This is a genomic window from Streptomyces maremycinicus (genome assembly GCF_001184025.1).
GTDB classification, from domain to species: domain Bacteria; phylum Actinomycetota; class Actinomycetes; order Streptomycetales; family Streptomycetaceae; genus Streptomyces; species Streptomyces maremycinicus.
Map to the genome: position 1 here is coordinate 628,820 of NZ_BBYG01000009.1, position 16,743 is coordinate 645,562.

The following is a 16,743-nucleotide window of genomic DNA, read 5'->3' on the forward strand; positions in this document are numbered from 1 at the left end:
TTCGGGGCAAACAGAAGGGCCGCGGATCCCGGGTGGGTTCCGCGGCCCTGAAGGCGCCGGCCTGATCGAAGATCAGGCTGGATCACTCCAGGGTTCTGGCCCACGGAAGGCCCACATCAGGTGGTGCTGCGTCGTCTGCTTCCGGGCTCCGGCACCGGCCGCCGTAAAGGCATAGGCCTGCGCCTGTGCCCCTACTGCTTCCAGTGCCTCGGTCGGTCGCTCATTGCGCTCGCGGCTGGGAAGAACCACGGAGGCAACGGAGGAGGACGCCGGCCGGACGACACGAATGCCGGACAGACCGGTGCCCAGGATCGAGGCGTCGAGGATGCACGTGGAGACGACCGAGGGATCGGTCAGTTTCGCGATGGAGCTGCGGTTGATGGTGATCACTGGAATCGCCTCCTCTCGGCGTCTCGGGGGACCAGGGATGAATCCGGTCCGGTGGGTATGCAAGTACAGCACGGAATCAGGGCCTTGGAGAAGGCCGCCGTTCCCGTGTCTAAGAACCTATGGGGATTCCCGGGGCATGCGCAAACTATTTTTTCGACGAGTTCGGATCAGTAGTCAGGCCGTCCGCCCTCAGTCCCCCTCCTCGTCCCCTCCGACGTCTTGGCCTGCGCAGATGGCCAGGACGTCGGCTCCGTAGCGGTTGAGCTTGCGCACGCCGACCCCCGGGATCCGCGCGAGCTCGCCCTCCTCCTCGGGGACGGTCTCGGCGATCGCCATCAGGGTCTTGTCGGTGAAGACGCAGTAGGCGGGCTGACCCGCCCGCCGTGCCTGGACCGCCCGCCAGTCGCGCAGCCGTTCGTACAGCCCCTCGTCCATGTCGGAAGGGCAGTCCTCGCAGCGCATGAGCTTCATCTCACCCGCGTCGGTCAGGGTGCGCCCGCAGACCCGGCAGCGGGCCGGGGTGCGCTGGGTCCGGCGCCGCTCGACGGGGGAGCCCGCCACGGCGCCGGTGATGCCCCGCTCGATGCCCCCGGCGCCCGCGCTGCCTCCGCTGCCGCCCCGGCCGGCGGTGGCGCCCGAACCGGGACGCAGACCGTCGAGGAAGCGGCTGGGGCGGCGGCTCGGACGGCCGCCTGGTGAGCGGGAGAGCGCCCAGGACACATGCAGGCGCTCTCGGGCCCGGGTGACGCCGACGTAGAGGAGGCGGCGCTCCTCCTCGATCTGCTCGTCGGTCTTGGCGTAGGTGATCGGCATCATGCCCTCGGCGACGCCGACCAGGAAGACGACGTCCCACTCCAGACCCTTGGCCGAGTGCAGGGAGGCCAGGGTGACGCCCTGGACGGTCGGGGCGTGCTGGGCGTTCGCCCGTTCGTCGAGCTCGGCGACCAGGTCGGCGAGGGTGGCCCCGGACTGCGCGGCGGCGAAGTCCTGCGCGAGGTGCACCAGCGCCGCCAGCGACTCCCAGCGCTCTCTGACGGCTCCCGAGCCGGCCGGCGGCTGCGGGGTCCAGCCCTCCCCCGAGAGGACGGCACGTACCTGGGAGGGCAGGTCGACGGCGTCCTCGAGGAGCGTGTCGTTGCCGCCGAAGCGGGCCGCCCCGCGCAGCGCGACTCCGGCCTTGCGGACCTCGGGGCGGTCGAAGAACCGCTCCGCGCCGCGCAGCTGGTACGGGATGCCGCGGTCGGCGAGGGCCTGTTCGTACGTCTCGGACTGCGCGTTGGTGCGGAACAGGACGGCGATCTCGGCGGCCGGGACACCGGCGTCGAGCAGCTCGCGGATCCGGCGGGCCGCGCCCTCGGCCTCGGCGGGCTCGTCGGGGTACTCGGCGTAGCCGGGCTCGGGCCCCGGACCACGCTGGGAGACGAGTTCCAGGCGGTGGTCCGCGGCACGGCCCCGGGCCTGGGAGAGCAGACCGTTGGCGAGATGGACGACCTGCGGGGTGGAGCGGTAGTCGCGGACCAGCTTGACGACGGTGGCACCGGGGTGGCGGGTGCGGAAGTCGAGGAGGTGGTCGGGGGTGGCTCCGGTGAAGGAGTAGATCGTCTGGCTGGCGTCCCCGACCACGCACAGGTTGTCCCGCTCGCCCAGCCACAGCTCGAGCAGTCGCTGCTGGAGCGGGCTGACGTCCTGGTACTCGTCGACCACGAAGTGCTGGTACTGGGCGCGGACCTGCTCCGCGATGTCGTGCCGGTCCTGGAGGACGGCGACGGTCAGGAGCAGGACGTCCTCGAAGTCGATGACACCGCGCTGCCGCTTGAGGTCCTCGTAGGCCGCGTAGAGCTGGGCGATCTCGGCGGGGTCGCGCGGGATGTCACGGCCGGCCTTGGCGGCGGCCAGGGCGTAGTCGGCGGGGACGGTCTGGGTGACCTTGGACCACTCGATCTCCGCGGTGGTGTCCCGCAGCTCGCCCCGGTCGAGACGGACGCGGCAGGCGGCCGCCGCGTCGGCGACGAGCTGGATCTTGCGGTCGACGAGCCGGGGCAGGGAGCCACCGATCGCTTTCGGCCAGAAGTACTGGAGCTGACGCAGGGCCGCGGAGTGGAACGTGCGGGCCTGGACGCCCTGGGCGCCGAGCTGGCGCAGCCGGCCGCGCATCTCCCCGGCGGCACGGTTGGTGAAGGTGACGGCCAGCACACTGGAGGGATGCAGGATGCCGGCGCGCACCCCGTAGGCGATGCGGTGGGTGATCGCCCGGGTCTTGCCCGTGCCCGCTCCCGCCAGCACACACACCGGACCGTGCAGGGCGGTGGCCACCTCGCGCTGCTCGGGGTCGAGCCCTTCGAGCACCGCGTCGGCCGAGTCCGGTACCTGCGGGAAGAGGGGGGAGTGCGTTGCTGCTGTCACATGGCCATGCTGCCAGGTCGGCGGAGACGGGCGAGCCGGTTGTCCACAGGTGGGGCCTCGCAGTCGTACTAATGCGGCGAGTGTCACCCCCGCGGGGACGGGCCCGGCGGGAATGGTGGCTCTTTCACGTACGTTCTCCCACTGCGACCACCTACCCCGACCCGCCGAAGGAGCACAAAAGACATGCTGGGCACTGTGACGATGTACAGCACCACGTGGTGCGGCTACTGCCAGCGGCTGAAGAAGCAGCTCGACCGCGAGGGCATCGGATACACCGAGATCAACATCGAGCAGGACCCGGCGTCCGCGGCGTTCGTGGAGAAGGCCAATGGCGGAAACCAGACGGTGCCGACCGTGCTCTTCCCCGACGGTTCCACGCTGACGAACCCGTCGCTGGCGCAGGTGAAGCAGAAGATCGGCGCGTGACGGCGTTCGGCGCCGAGGCGCTTCGGCGGTGCTGAGGCACTTCGGCGTCGCGGAGGCACTTCGCCGGTGCTTCGGCGCTGAGGCGCTTCCGCGGTGAGCGATGACGTGAGAGGGGCGGCCCCGAGGTACGGGGGCCACCCCTCTCACGTCATGCGTCAGACGAAACTGCGGGTCGGCAGCGGCTTGCCGTACCAGAGCTCGATCAGACGGGCCGCGATGGAGATGCCGTACGGGGGCAGCACCTCACCGGACTCGAAGGCGGCGCCGAGTTCGTCGCGGGAGAACCAGCGGGCCTCGTGGATCTCGTCACCGTCGACGTTGATGTCGAGGGAGGTGGCGCGGGCCATGAAGCCCAGCATGAGGCTGGACGGGAAGGGCCAGGGCTGGCTGGCGATGTAGTCGACCTGGCCGACGGTGACGCCGACCTCCTCGAAGACCTCGCGGCGCACCGACTGCTCGATGGACTCGCCGGGCTCGACGAAGCCGGCGAGGGTCGAGAAGCGGCCCTCGGGCCAGTGGACCTGCCGCCCGAGGAGGATGCGGTCCTCCTCGTCCGTGACGGCCATGATCACCGCGGGGTCGGTGCGCGGGTAGTGCTCGGCACCGCAGGCGGGGCAGCGGCGGATGTGGCCGGCCGCGGCGATCACGGTGCGCTCGCCGCAGCGGGAGCAGAAGCGGTGCAGGCGCTGCCAGTTCTCCAGGGCCACCGCGTGGACCATCAGTCCCGTCTCGCGCGGCGACAGCAGCAGACCGGCCTCGCGCAGTCCGGCCGGTCGCGCGGACTGGTCGATACGGCCGGGGAGGGCGTCCTTCTGGAGCGCGAAGTAGCTGACGCCGTCCTCGTCGGTCCCCAGGAAGTAGCGGTGCGCCTCGGTGAGAGGCGCCTCGAACGACGGGGTCATGACCAGCTCGGTGTGGCCCTCGGACGTCTCGTCGATGAGGACCTGGCCGCCGGAGACGACGAAACAACGCGTGGTGGGGTGGCTCCATGCCGCGGCGAGCCAGGCCTCGTCGAGCCGGTGGTGGGCGGCCCGGTCGACACCGCTCGGCGCGGTGAGCGAGATGGGTCGATCGGCGTTCTGGTCGGTCCAGGTGGTCACGGGTACTTCCAACTCCCCCTGTGGAACGGTTTGTTTCGGCGGGCGGTTCAGCGGGACGTACGGCAGAGGACGACCGGTCTGGGTGCGGTGTCGCGGTGCGGGGCGGTCTTTCCAGTGTGCCCCGCGCGCGGGGCGCGACCGGACCGGGCGAAGGCGGCTGCGGCGGCGTCAGGGCTCATGGCGCCAGGTGTCCGCGAGGTCGCCCCAGAGATACGCGGTGGTCTCGACGCCCTTGAGGAGGAGGTCCAGCTCGACCTTCTCGTTCGGCGCGTGCCAGCCGTCGGAGGGGACGGAGATGCCCAGGAAGAGCACCGGGGCGCCGAGGACCTCCTGAAGGTCGGCGGCGGGTCCCGAGCCGCCCTCCCGGGTGAAGCGGACCGGCCCTTCGAAGGCACGGCTCATGGCGCGGACCACGGACTGGAGGGCCGGGTGGTCCAGCGGGGTCAGACACGGGCGTGTGGCCGGGCTGAAGGTGATCTCGTGCCGGATCCCGGCGGGCAGCTGCTCGGCGGCCCACTCCCGGACGGCCTTCTCCACGTGCGCGGGGTCCTGGCCGGCGACCAGCCGGAACGACAGCTTCACGAAGGCCGAGGACGGGATGATCGTCTTGCTGCCCGGGCCCTGGTAGCCGCCGCCGATGCCGTTGACCTCGGCGGTGGGGCGGGCCCAGACCCGCTCCAGGGTGGTGTGTCCGGCCTCGCCCTGGGTGGCGCGGGACCTGGCGGTGCGCAGCCACCGGTCCTCGTCGAACGGCAGCTCGGCGAAGAGCTCGCGCTCGCGGTCGGTGAGCTCGACGATGCCGTCGTAGAAGCCGGGAACGGCCACCCGTGCGTGCTCGTCGTGCAGGGCCGCCACCAGGCGGGCGGCCGCGGTCGCCGGGTTGGGCACGGCACCGCCGAAGGAGCCCGAGTGGATGTCCTGGTCGGGGCCGGACAGCCGGATCTCGCACTCGGCGAGACCGCGCATGCCGGTGCACACCGTGGGGGTGTCCTCGGACCACATACCGGTGTCGGAGACGATCACGGCGTCCGCGGCGAGGCGCTCCGCCCGCTCCTCGACCAGGGCGCGGAAGTGCGGCGAGCCGGACTCCTCCTCGCCCTCGATCAGCAGCTTGAGGCCGACGGCCGGGGCCCGGCGGCCGGTGGCGGCGAGATGGGCCCGGACACCGAGGGTGTGGAAGAAGACCTGGCCCTTGTCGTCTGCCGCACCCCGCGCGTACAGGCGGTTCCCGCGGACGACGGGCTCGAAGGGGTCGGAGTCCCAGCCGTCCTCGCGGGCGGCGGGCTGCACGTCGTGATGGCCGTAGACCAGGACGGTGGGAGCCCGCGGATCGCCGGACGGCCACTCCGCGTAGACGGCCGGCGCGCCCGGCGTCGGCCAGACCTCGACGGTGGGGAAGCCGGTCTCCTCGAGCCTGGCCGCGAGCCATTCCGCGCTGCGCCGTACGTCGGGGGCGTGGTCGGGCTGCGCCGACACCGACGGGATGCGCAGCCATTCGGCGAGGTCGTCGAGGAAGGCGGCGCGGTGCTGCTCGATGTACGCGCGGACGGCGCTGACGGCACTGTCAACGGTATGGCTCATGGTCACGAGCCTATCGGCCCGGACCGACATCCTCGCCGGGCCCTTGCGCAGGGTTTACTTGCGCGGCCGGTCCGCCGCGGGCGTCCTCGACGGCGTCCTCCCCGGTCAACAGCCGCTCCAGGGCGGCACGATCGGGCAGACCCTCCGGTCGTACGACGTCGCCGCTGCGGACGTAGAGGAACGCCGCTGTGACGGATTCCACGGGCACACCCTGCTGCTCGGCCCACGCGAGCCGGTAGAGGGCGAGCTGGAGGGGGTCGGCGGTGCGGGCCCGGTGGGTCTTCCAGTCGACGATGTCGTAGGTCGCCGTCTCTCCCTCGCCCTCCTTGTAGACCGCGTCGATACGGCCCCGCACGACGCGGCCGGCGAGGGCGAGCTGGAAGGGGGCCTCGACGCGGTACGGCGTGCGGTGGGCGTACTCGGTGCTCTCGAAGGCTTCCTTGAGGGCTTCCAGGTCGCGCTCGTCGGCGATCTCCGCGTCGTCGCCGGGCAGCTCGTGCGGTTCCAGCAGGGGGAGCGTCAACTCCTCGAAGCGTGCCTCCACCCACGCGTGGAACCGGGTGCCACGGCGCGCGGCCGGTTGCGGAGGGCGCGGCATGGGGCGCGCGAGTTCCTGCGCGAGACCGTCGGGGTCCTCGGCCAGCCGCAGCACCTGCGAGGCGGTCAGCGTCGTGGGCAGGGGCACGTCCGTCACGCTCCGGCGGGCGCGCAGCAGCTCGCCGGCGAGGGCGTCGAGGTCGCGGTCCCAGGAGGCGACGGCGCGGGCTTCCTCCGGGGTGAGGGAGGGTCCGCGCGGACGGGCCGGGGGCAGCTGGGGCGCCGTCGCCTGGTGGGGCACGGCGGGGCGGGTGTTCTCGAAGGGCGCGTCGGCGAACGGGGCGGACCCGTCGTACGGCGGATCGTCGTACCCGGGACCGCCGTAGGCGTCGTCCTGGGCATCGGCGTGGACATCGGGATCGCCGTAGGCGTCCTCGTACTCGGGCTCGTCGAACCCGGGCTCGTAGGAGAGCTCGTCCTCGTCCGGTGGCGGGGGCCAGTCCGGGTCGTCGTGGGCGTCCGGGTCGTGGGTGGCGCCGGGGTGGCCGTCCTGGTGCGCGGCGAGGTCCTCCAGGTGGGCGAGGACGGTCTCGGCGGCGGCGCGACGGCGGGCGAGCGAGGCGTCGTCCAGGGGGAGCGGCCAGACCTGGTCGGCGCTCGCCCGGTGCAGGGCGGGGTTCTCCGCGCCCTCCTCCGGCGCGTCCGCCCAGACCTCGATCTCTCCGTGCCCGGCCTCGCAGTGCCGGTACAGCTCCTGGAGGAAGTCGGACGGGCCGCGCGGCTTCTTCTGGTTGGGGCCCCACCAGTGGCCGGACCCGAGGAGCAGGGAGCGGGGGCGGGTGAAGGTCACGTAGCCGAGGCGGAGTTCCTCGGTGTGCTGATGGTCCTTCATGGCCTCGTGGAAGGCCTTCATGCCGCGCGCGTCCCAGGAGCCGAGGTCGGGGAGGGTCTCGGCGTCGCCGCGCAGCGCGTGCGGCAGCACCTTGGCCTGGGCGGTCCACTTCTCGCGGCCCTGGCCGCTGGGGAAGGTTCCGGTGACCAGGCCGGGGACGGCGACGACGTCCCACTCCAGGCCCTTGGACTTGTGCGCGGTGAGCACCTTGACGGTGTTCTCGCCGCCGGGAAGGGCGTTGTCGAGGCCCTTCTCGTACTGGGCGGCGGTGCGCAGGAAGCCGAGGAAGGCCAGCAGGCTCGCCTGGCTCTCGCCCGCGGCGAAGGAGGCGGCGACGTCGAGGAAGTTGGACAGGGTCTCGCGACGCCGGGCGGCGAGTGCCTGCGGGGACGCGGACAGCTCCACCTCCAGGCCGGTGACGGCGAGGACGCGGTGCAGCACGTCCATCAGGGGGTCGGCCAGGGAGCGGCGCAGGTCGCGCAGTTCGGTGGCGAGTCGCGCGAACCGCACGCGCGCGTCCGGGGAGAAGGGCAGCCCGTCGTCGTACCCGGCCCCGCCGTCGCCGTACAGGGGGGACTCCAGGAAGGTGTCGAGGGCGTCCGCGAGCGATATCACCTCGGACGGGTCGACCCCCTCGACGGCCTCGGCGAGACGGCGGTCCGGGTCGTCGCCGCCGTCCCCGCGCGCGTGGCTGACGAGCCGCCGTGCCCTGCGGCCCAGCAGCGCGAGGTCGCGGGGGCCGATGCGCCAGCGCGGGCCGGTCAGCAGGCGGACCAGGGAGGCGTTGGCGCCCGGGTCCTGGAGGACCTCGCAGACGGCGACCAGGTCGGCGACCTCGGGCAGGTGCAGCAGACCGGAGAGACCCACCACCTCGACGGGGATGTCCCGGGCGACCAGCGCGCCCTGGATCTCCGCGAAGTCGGTGGCCGTGCGGCACAGCACGGCGATCTCACCGGGTGCCTTGCCGGTGCGCACGAGGTGCGCGACGGAGTCGGCGATCCAGGCCATCTCCTCGGCGTGCGTGTCCAGGAGGGCGCAGCGCACCACTCCGTCGCGTTCGGCACCGGGGGCCGGGCGCAGCGCCTCCACGCCCGCGTGCAGGGCGCGCAGCGGCTCGGCGAGGCCGTTGGCGAGGTCCAGGAGACGGCCGCCGCTGCGGCGGTTCTCGCTGAGCGACTGGCGGCGCGCCCTGCTCCCGTCGGTGTGCGCGAAGTGCTCGGGGAAGTCGTCGAGGTTCGCCACGGAGGCGCCGCGCCAGCCGTAGATCGCCTGGCAGGGGTCGCCGACGGCGGTCACGGGGTGTCCGGTGCCGCCGCCGAACAGGCCTGCCAGGAGGATGCGCTGGGCCACCGAGGTGTCCTGGTACTCGTCGAGGAGGACGACGCGGAACTCCTCGCGCAGGATCGGGCCCACTTCCGGCACCTGGGCGAGCCGCGCCGCCAGGGCGATCTGGTCGCCGAAGTCGAGCAGGTCGCGCTCGCGCTTGGCGGTCCGGTAGCGCAGCACCAGGTCGGCCAGCTCGCGCCGGGCGGCGGCCGTCTCGGGCACCTTGCGCAGGTCGGCGTTGGTGAGTGCGGCGCCTTCCAGCTCGCTCAGCAGCCCGGCGTCCCACGCGCGCAGGTCCTCGGGCCGGACGAGGTGTTCGGCGAGTTCGGCGTCGAGTGCGAGGAGGTCGCTGATCAGGTCGGCGAAGGACCGGGTGAGCGACGGGTAGGGGCCGGGGGCCTCGCGCAGCACCCGCGCGGCGAGCTGGTAGCGGGTGGCGTCGGCGAGCAGCCGGGAGGTCGGCTCCAGGCCGATGCGCAGGCCGTGGTCGGTCAGCAGGCGGCCCGCGAAGGAGTGGTAGGTGGAGATCACCGGCTCGCCCGGCGGGTTGTCCGGGTCGATGACGTCGGGATCGGTGACGCCCGCCCTCACCAGTGCCTTGCGGACACGCTCGGCGAGTTCCCCGGCGGCCTTGTTGGTGAAGGTCAGGCCGAGGACCTGGTCGGGGGCGACCTGGCCGGTGCCGACCAGCCACACCACGCGCGCGGCCATCACCGTCGTCTTGCCCGACCCGGCTCCGGCCACGATCACCTGCGGGGCGGGCGGCGCGGTGATGCAGGCCGTCTGCTCCGGGGTGAACGGGATCCCGAGGAGCTCCTTGAGCTGCTCGGGATCACTGATACGGGCGGGCATGTGGAGAGGCTAGCGGCGAGCACTGACAGTCGATGACAAATCACCCGACGGGAGCGAGAGAAGCGCAGGTCAGCACCTGTGGTGCGGTCCGTCACACGGGCCGCTCACACGGGCCGGTCCCAGGGCGCCGGTCCCACGGGAGCCGTCGTACCGAGCCCGTCGTACGGATGCGTCGTACGGGTCTGTCGCTCGGGGCCCCTCACCGGTGTGTCCTGCGGGCCCGTCACTCGACCACGTGCCGTCCCTCGGGCCGGGCGCTGCACGAGGCGCGGAACGCGCAGTGGGTGCACTGCTGGCCGGCGGTCGGGGTGAAACGCTCGTCGAGGACCTTGCCGGCCGCCGTGGCGAGCAGGTCGCCGACCCACTCCCCCGCCGCGCCCTCGAGGGCTTCCTGCGCCTGCACCTTGGGCAGGCTCTCGCCGCCGTCCCGCTTGGCGGCGCTCTGCCGCAGCTGGACGAGCTCGGCACCGCCCGGCGTGGGCCGTACGCCGTCGAAGGCCTCGTCGACGGCGCCCTCGCGGACGGCGAGCTGGTACACGGCGAGCTGGGGGTGGCGCTCCACCTCGCGGGCGGTCGGCGCCTGTTTGCCGGTCTTGAAGTCGACGACGTAGGCCCGGCCTTCGGCATCGGCCTCGACCCGGTCCATCTGGCCGCGGATGCGCACCTCGTACTCGCCCGCTTCGAGGGTGACGTCGAAGTCGTGCTCACTGGCGACCGGGGTGCGGCCCGTGCGGTCCATCACGTGCCACTTCAGAAAGCGTTCGAGTGCCACACGCGCGTGTGCCTTCTCCTGAGCCGACTTCCATGGGGCGTCGAAGGCGAGGGCGTTCCACACGGAGTCGAGACGCTCCATGAGGACGTCGAGGTCGGCCGGGGTGTGCCCGGAGGCGACCTCGTCGGCCAGGACGTGCACCACGTTTCCGAAGCCCTGGGCGACGGTGGCGGGGGCGTCGGCCTTCACCTCACGGCCCAGGAACCACTGGAGGGCACAGGTGTTGGCGAGCTGGTCGAGGGCGCTGCCGGAGAGCACGACGGGCTGGTCGCGGTCGCGCAGCGGCACCTTGCTCTCGGTCGGCTCGAACATGCCCCACCAGCGGTACGGGTGGGCGGACGGCACCAGGGGCCTGCCGTCCTCGTCGGCGAGCGCGGCCAGCCGGGCCAGCCTGCGGGCGGCGGCCTCCCGGAGGGTGGCGGAGGCCCGGGGGTCGACCGTCGTGGCGCGCAGTTCGGCGACCAGCGCGGCGACCGCCAGGGGGCGGCGCGGGCGGCCGGTGACGTCCTTGGGTTCGACGCCGAGTTCGGCCAGGAAGCGGGAGGGCTGGTCGCCGTCGTCGGCGGGCGCCTTCACGGCGGTGACGACGAGCCGCTCCCGCGCGCGTGTGGCGGCGACGTAGAACAGGCGACGCTCCTCGGCGAGCAGCGCCCCCGGGGTGAGCGGCTCGGCCAGTCCGTCCCGGCCGATGCGGTCCGCCTCCAGGAGCGAGCCCCGGCGACGCAGGTCCGGCCACAGGCCCTCCTGGACGCCGGCCACGACGACCAGACTCCATTCGAGGCCCTTGGCGCGGTGGGCGGTCATGAGACGTACGGCGTCGGGGCGCACGGCACGCCGGGCGAGGGTGTCGGCGGCGATGTCCTCGGCCTCGATCTCGGCCAGGAAGTTCAGGGCTCCCCGGCCGCCGGTGCGCTCCTCCGCGCGCGCGGCGGTGGCGAAGAGCGCGCACACGGCGTCCAGGTCCCGGTCGGCGTTGCGGCCGGCCGCGCCGCCGCGCCGGGCGGCCCGCTCCAGACGGCCGGGCCAGGGCGTGCCGTCCCACAGGCTCCACAGCGCCTCCTCGGCCGTACCGCCGCCGGCGAGCCCTTCGCGGGCCTTCGCGAGCAGCGCGCCGAGGCGCTGGGCACCGCGCGCGTACGTCGGGTCATGGGTGACCAGCCGCTCCGGCTCGGCCAGGGCGCGCGCGAGCAGCTCGTCGGAGGGCGGCGGGAGGGCGTTGCCCGCGGCGCGCTCGTCCTCGCGCAGGGCCCGGCCGAGGCGGCGCAGATCGGCGGCGTCCATGCCGGCGAGCGGGGAGGCGAGGAGGGTGAGGGCGGTCTCGGTGTCGAGCCAGCAGGCCTGAGCACCGGCCTCGGGGTCCGCGTCGTCGGTCGCCGCCGCCGCGGTGGCCTCCGCCGTCGCCACCGCCCGCAGGGCCGTCAGCAGGGGGGCCACGGCGGGTTCGTGGCGCAGGGGGAGATCGTCGCCGTCGATGTCGAGGGGGACGCCGGCGGCGGTGAGGGCGCGGCGGACCGTCGGGATCGTGCGGGAGCCGGCGCGTACCAGGACGGCCATCTCTTTCCAGGGCACGCCGTCCTCGAGGTGCGCGCGGCGCAGGATGTCGGCGATGTTGTCCAGCTCGGTGCCGGGAGTCGGGTACGTGTGGACCTCGACGCGGCCGCCGTCGCGGGCGGCGGTGAGCTCGCGGTGCGCACGGACCTTCTCGGCCGGGAGGCGGGTCAGGGGCATCCGCCGGGTGAGCAGCCGGGTCGCCTCCAGCAGGGTGGCGCCGGAGCGGCGGGAGGTGCGCAAGACCTCGACGGGGGCCGGCCGGCCGTCGGGGCGGGGGAAGTCCTCGGGGAAGTCCAGGATGCCGTTCACGTCGGCGCCCCGGAAGGTGTAGATCGACTGGTCGGGGTCGCCGAAGGCGACCAGGCCGCGGCCACCGCCGGCGAGGGCGTGCAGCAGCCGCACCTGGGCCGGGTCGGTGTCCTGGTACTCGTCGACGAACACCGCGTCGTACCGCGCGGCGAGCCGCTCGGCCACTTCGGGGCGGTGGGCGAGGAGGACCGCGCGGTGCACGAGTTCGGCGTAGTCGATCACGCCGTGCAGATCGAGCACGTCGAGGTACTCGGCGAGGAAGGCGGCGGCCGCGCGCCAGTCGGGGCGGCCGATGCGGTGGGCGAAGGCGTCCAGCGCCGCGGGGTCGAGGCCCAGTTCGCGGCTGCGGGCGAGCACCGCGCGGACCTCGTCGGCGAAGCCGCGCGTGGTGAGGCAGGCGCGCAGTTCGTCCGGCCAGCGCACGTGCGCGAGGCCGAGCCGCTGGAGGTCGAGCTGGCCCTCGAGGAGTTCGCGGACGGCCACGTCCTGCTCGGGTCCCGACAGCAGACGCAGGGGTTCCACGAACAGGTCGGCGTCCTGGTGGGCGCGGATCAGGGCGTAGCAGTACGAGTGGAAGGTGGTCGCCTGGGGCGCGCGGGCGGCGCCCATGCGGTGCGCCATCCGGTCGCGCAGCTCCACGGCCGCCTTGCGGCTGAAGGTGAGCACCAGGATGCGTTCGGGGTCGCCGCCGCGGGCGATCCGGGCCGCCACGGACTCGACCAGGGTGGTGGTCTTCCCGGTGCCCGGACCTGCGAGGACGAGCAGCGGACCGGCGGTGTGGTCAACCACGGAGCGCTGTGCGGCGTCCAGACGAGGGGGAACCACCCGGGCCGGCGGGGTACGCACCAGTCGGTAAGCGCCACGGTTCCCCTGTCGCCCCTGGGGGTGCGACAGGCGCCTGGTGGAGGAAGAGGAGCTCACGTGGTTCGCCGGTCCTGGTGGGTGTACTGGTTGACGGAGCGCCGCTCGGGGAGAGCGGTGATCGCGGGATGAGGGGGACGCGTGCAGCCGACGCTACGCCGACGAGCAGTCCGGAAGGACGGCTTCCGATTCTTCTCTCACGGCCCTCACGACTCCCGCGGCACTTACTGCCCTCGCAACCCTCACGACCCTCGCAGCCCTCACGGCTCCCACAGCCCTCACGCCCCTCCCGGCCCGCGTGCCCCGCACATCTCTCGCCCCTCGAACGTACGGCATACCGCGGACGTGCCCCCTTTGCGCCGTTTCCCCCGTACGGGCCACAAGGTCCCCTCCGTCCCGTCCGATGGCGGAAGCTGTCAGGTGTGACCTTCCGCGCGCTCGCCGCCGTCCCACCGCGCCCGCTTCATGTCGAGGCGGGGCAGGTGCCCCTGCGCGGCCCTGCTCGCCTGCTTCAGCGGCGTGCCCTCCTCGCGGTAGCGGTCCAGCGCCCGCAGCTCGTGGCCCGGGAGCAGCACCCCGTCCGAGCGGACGACACGCCACCACGGGACGGCGCCGCCGTAGAGGGCCATCACTCGGCCCACCTGCCTCGGCCCGCCCTCCTCCAGCCACTCCGCGACGTCCCCGTACGTCATGACCCGCCCGGGCGGGATCAGCTCCGCGACCTCGAGGACCCGCTCGGCGTACTCCGGCAGCGCGTCCGTGTACTCCGGGCGGGCGTCGTCCGGAAGGCTCTGCTCGCTCATCCGCCCCATCCTGCCCCACGGCACCGACAATGCGACGGGCCGGCGACCCAGGGTGACCCTCGCCCCCGGGCGGCGCTTCAGGCAGACTGTGCGCCCCCGCGTTTGCACCCTGATGCCCCCGTGTGTCGGTGGGGCATGCCACCATCGTGCGGGCGGTGACACCGGTGATACGAGATCAAGAAGAGACGATGAAGCAGCAGGGCGTGCATCCTGAGGGCGCGGAAAGCACCTCTGACGCTACGCCGCGCCCGGACACCACCGACGCAGCGCGGGACGAGGTGCACATCGACGAGGTCGAGGGCGACGAACCGCTGCTCCCCGCGCGCGTGCACCGCCCTTCCGACCTGATGCGCCTGCTGGTGGGCGTGCTCGCCGTGGTCCTGCTGCTGGGCATCGCCGCCTTCGCGCACGGCACGACCTCGGGCCTCGAGCAGGACATCAACAAGGGCACCGGACAGGCTCCCGATCTCCTCATCAAGATCGCGGGGCTGGCGTCCAGCATCGCGATCCTGCTGGTGCCGGTCGCGTTCGCGATCGAACGGCTGATCAAACGCGACGGGCTGCGCATCGCCGACGGCGTCCTCGCCGCGGTCCTCGCGCACGGTGTGACCCTCGCCACCGACCTGTGGGTCGCCAAGGCGGCACCCGGCTCGATCCAGGAAGCGCTCACCCAGCCCTCGCCCGGTGACATCCACGCCCTCACCGATCCCGTGCACGGCTACCTCGCGCCCGTCATCGCCTATATGACGGCCGTCGGCATGTCCCGCCGGCCGCGCTGGCGTTCGGTGCTGTGGATCGTGCTGCTCCTCGACGCCTTCTCGATGCTCGTCACCGGCTACACGACACCGTTCTCGATCATCCTCACCGTGCTGATCGGCTGGACGGTGGCGTACGGCACGCTGTACGCGGTCGGCTCGCCCAACGTGCGCCCCACCGGACGGACGCTGATGGCGGGCCTGCGGCACGTGGGCTTCCGCCCGGTGAGCGCGGCCCGCGAGGAGGGACCGGACGCGGCGGAGGGCGACCGGGGCAGACGCTACTTCGTCACCCTGGAGGACGGTCCGCCGCTCGACGTCACGGTCGTCGACCGCGAACAGCAGGCCCAGGGGTTCTTCTACCGCGCGTGGCGCAATCTGACGCTGCGCGGCTTCGCCACCCGCAGCAGCCTCCAGTCGCTGCGCCAGGCGCTCGAGCAGGAGGCACTGCTCGCCTACGCGGCCATCGCGGCCGGCGCCAACGCGCCGAAGCTGATCGCGACCTCCGAGCTCGGCCCCGACGCCGTCATGCTCGTCTACGAGCACACCGGCGGCCGCACCCTCGACTCCCTGCCGGACGACGAGATCACCGACGACCTGCTGCGCAACACCTGGCACCAGGTACAGGCACTCCAGTCGCGCCGCATCGCCCACCGCCGGCTCGCGGGTGACGCGATCCTGGTGGATCGTTCCGGCACGGTGATCCTCACCGATCTGCGCGGCGGCGAGATCGCGGCCGGCGACCTGCTGCTGCGCATGGACGTCGCCCAGCTGGTGACGACGCTCGGTCTGCTGGTGGGCGCCGAACGGGCGGTGGCCTCCGCGGTGGGCGTCCTCGGACCGGACGCGGTCGCCGACTGTCTGCCGATGCTCCAGCCCATCGCCCTGACCCGCTCCACGCGCGCGACGCTGCGCCGGCTGGCACGCGAGCGTGCGCAACGGGAGCGGGAGGCGGTCCTGGAGGCCTCGCAGCAGGCCAAGCAGGCCCGCCTGGAAGCGGCGGAGCACGACACCGCACCCGTCGTCCTGGAGAAGCCGGACAAGAAGGCCGTCCGCGCGGAGGCGCGGGCCGAGAAACGAGCCATCGACGACGCGCTGGAAGAGGCCCGCGAGGAGGATCTGCTGACGCAGATCCGGCACCAGGTCCTGCTGATCCGGCCGCAGGCCCCGGTCGAGCCTGCCCGGCTGGAGCGGGTGCGCCCGCGCACCCTGATGAGTGTCATCGCCGGTGCCATCGGCGCCTACTTCCTGCTGACACAGCTCACCCACATCGAGTTCGGTCCGCTCATCGCCAACGCCGAGTGGGGCTGGGTGGCCGCGGCCGTGCTGTTCTCCGCGGTGAGCTACGTCGCCGCCGCGATGGCGCTGCTGGGCTTCGTGCCGGAGCGGGTGCCGTTCCCGCGGACGGTGGCCGCTCAGGTCGCCGGATCGTTCGTGAAGATCGTGGCCCCGGCCGCGGTCGGCGGGGTCGCCCTCAACACCCGCTTCCTCCAGCGCGCGGGGGTGCGGCCCGGTCTGGCGGTGGCCAGTGTGGGCGCCTCGCAGCTGTTCGGGCTCGGCTGCCACATCCTGATGCTGCTGTCGTTCGGCTACCTGACCGGCACCGAGAAGACACCGTCGCTGTCGCCGTCCCGCACCGTCATCGCGGGCCTGCTCACGGTGGCGGTGCTGGTGCTCGTGGTGACCTCGGTACCGTTCCTGCGCAAGTTCGTCGTCACGCGCGTGCGGTCGCTGTTCGCCGGTGTCGTGCCGCGCATGCTGGACGTGCTCCAGCGGCCGCAGAAGCTGATCACCGGCATCGGCGGCATGCTCCTCCTCACGGCCTGCTTCGTGATGTGCCTGGACGCGTCGATCCGCGCGTTCGGCGACGAGTCGACCTCGCTCAGCATCGCCAGCGTCGCCGTCGTCTTCCTCGCCGGCAACGCGCTCGGCTCGGCCGCCCCGACCCCGGGCGGAGTCGGCGCCGTCGAGGCGACCCTGACGGTCGGTCTGATCGCCGTGGGCCTGCCCAAGGAGGTCGCCGCACCCGCGGTGCTGCTCTTCCGCCTGCTGACGCTGTGGCTGCCGGTGCTGCCGGGCTGGCTGGCCTTCAACCACCTCACCCGCAAGGGCGCCCTCTAGCGGCCTCCGACGCCCGTACCTCGTACGGCCCGCGCCCCGCGCGCGTGCCCGGAGGCCACCGCAG

Annotated in this window: 9 protein-coding genes; 2 read left to right on the plus strand and 7 right to left on the minus strand. The window is 73.1% G+C overall.

Annotated features, from left to right (window positions below):
• Positions 1 to 72: 72 nt before the first annotated feature.
• Positions 73 to 390 (minus strand): hypothetical protein, encoded by a 318-nt coding sequence (locus tag AOQ37_RS07305; protein ID WP_062642341.1) that lies wholly within the window; start codon positions 388 to 390, stop codon positions 73 to 75.
• A 189-nt stretch (positions 391 to 579) separates the two neighbouring features.
• Entirely contained in the window at positions 580 to 2,793 is a 2,214-nt protein-coding gene (locus tag AOQ37_RS07310; protein WP_199824948.1) for an ATP-dependent DNA helicase UvrD2, read from the minus strand.
• A gap of 183 nt (positions 2,794 to 2,976) precedes the next feature.
• On the opposite strand from AOQ37_RS07310, the gene AOQ37_RS07315 reads away from it, so the two are divergent.
• Positions 2,977 to 3,219: a mycoredoxin gene (locus AOQ37_RS07315; RefSeq protein WP_062642532.1), complete on the plus strand. Its 243-nt coding sequence runs from the start codon at positions 2,977 to 2,979 to the stop codon at positions 3,217 to 3,219.
• Positions 3,220 to 3,374: 155 nt separating this feature from the next.
• Here the strand turns inward: AOQ37_RS07315 and nudC are convergent, their stop codons facing one another.
• The 5 genes from nudC to AOQ37_RS07340 form a co-directional block, all read right to left on the minus strand.
• Complete coding sequence (gene nudC, locus AOQ37_RS07320) at positions 3,375 to 4,319, minus strand: NAD(+) diphosphatase (protein WP_062642343.1); 945 nt, start codon at positions 4,317 to 4,319, stop codon at positions 3,375 to 3,377.
• A gap of 168 nt (positions 4,320 to 4,487) precedes the next feature.
• Complete coding sequence (locus AOQ37_RS07325) at positions 4,488 to 5,900, minus strand: dipeptidase (RefSeq protein WP_062642344.1); 1,413 nt, start codon at positions 5,898 to 5,900, stop codon at positions 4,488 to 4,490.
• A 10-nt stretch (positions 5,901 to 5,910) separates the two neighbouring features.
• Positions 5,911 to 9,507 carry an ATP-dependent helicase gene (locus tag AOQ37_RS07330; protein ID WP_062642346.1) on the minus strand — a complete coding sequence of 1,199 codons (3,597 nt, stop codon included), beginning with the start codon at positions 9,505 to 9,507 and terminating at the stop codon, positions 5,911 to 5,913.
• Between the two features lie 223 nt (positions 9,508 to 9,730).
• Entirely contained in the window at positions 9,731 to 13,060 is a 3,330-nt protein-coding gene (locus AOQ37_RS07335; RefSeq protein WP_078890044.1) for an ATP-dependent helicase, read from the minus strand.
• A 356-nt stretch (positions 13,061 to 13,416) separates the two neighbouring features.
• Entirely contained in the window at positions 13,417 to 13,803 is a 387-nt protein-coding gene (locus AOQ37_RS07340) for an MGMT family protein (protein WP_062642350.1), read from the minus strand.
• 188 nt (positions 13,804 to 13,991) lie between these two features.
• Here AOQ37_RS07340 and AOQ37_RS07345 point away from each other — a divergent pair, with 188 nt between their 5' ends.
• A complete protein-coding gene (locus tag AOQ37_RS07345) occupies positions 13,992 to 16,679 on the plus strand; it encodes a lysylphosphatidylglycerol synthase domain-containing protein (protein WP_062642352.1) in 2,688 nt (895 codons plus the stop codon).
• The last annotated feature ends 64 nt before the right edge of the window (positions 16,680 to 16,743 follow it).

Coding starts and splice junctions, on each gene's coding strand:
- AOQ37_RS07315 (WP_062642532.1), top strand. CDS start 2,977: ATGCTGGGCACTGTGACGATGTACAGCACCACGTGGTGCGGCTACTGC.
- AOQ37_RS07325 (WP_062642344.1), bottom strand. CDS start 5,900: ATGAGCCATACCGTTGACAGTGCCGTCAGCGCCGTCCGCGCGTACATC.
- AOQ37_RS07330 (WP_062642346.1), bottom strand. CDS start 9,507: ATGCCCGCCCGTATCAGTGATCCCGAGCAGCTCAAGGAGCTCCTCGGG.
- AOQ37_RS07340 (WP_062642350.1), bottom strand. CDS start 13,803: ATGAGCGAGCAGAGCCTTCCGGACGACGCCCGCCCGGAGTACACGGAC.
- AOQ37_RS07345 (WP_062642352.1), top strand. CDS start 13,992: ATGAAGCAGCAGGGCGTGCATCCTGAGGGCGCGGAAAGCACCTCTGAC.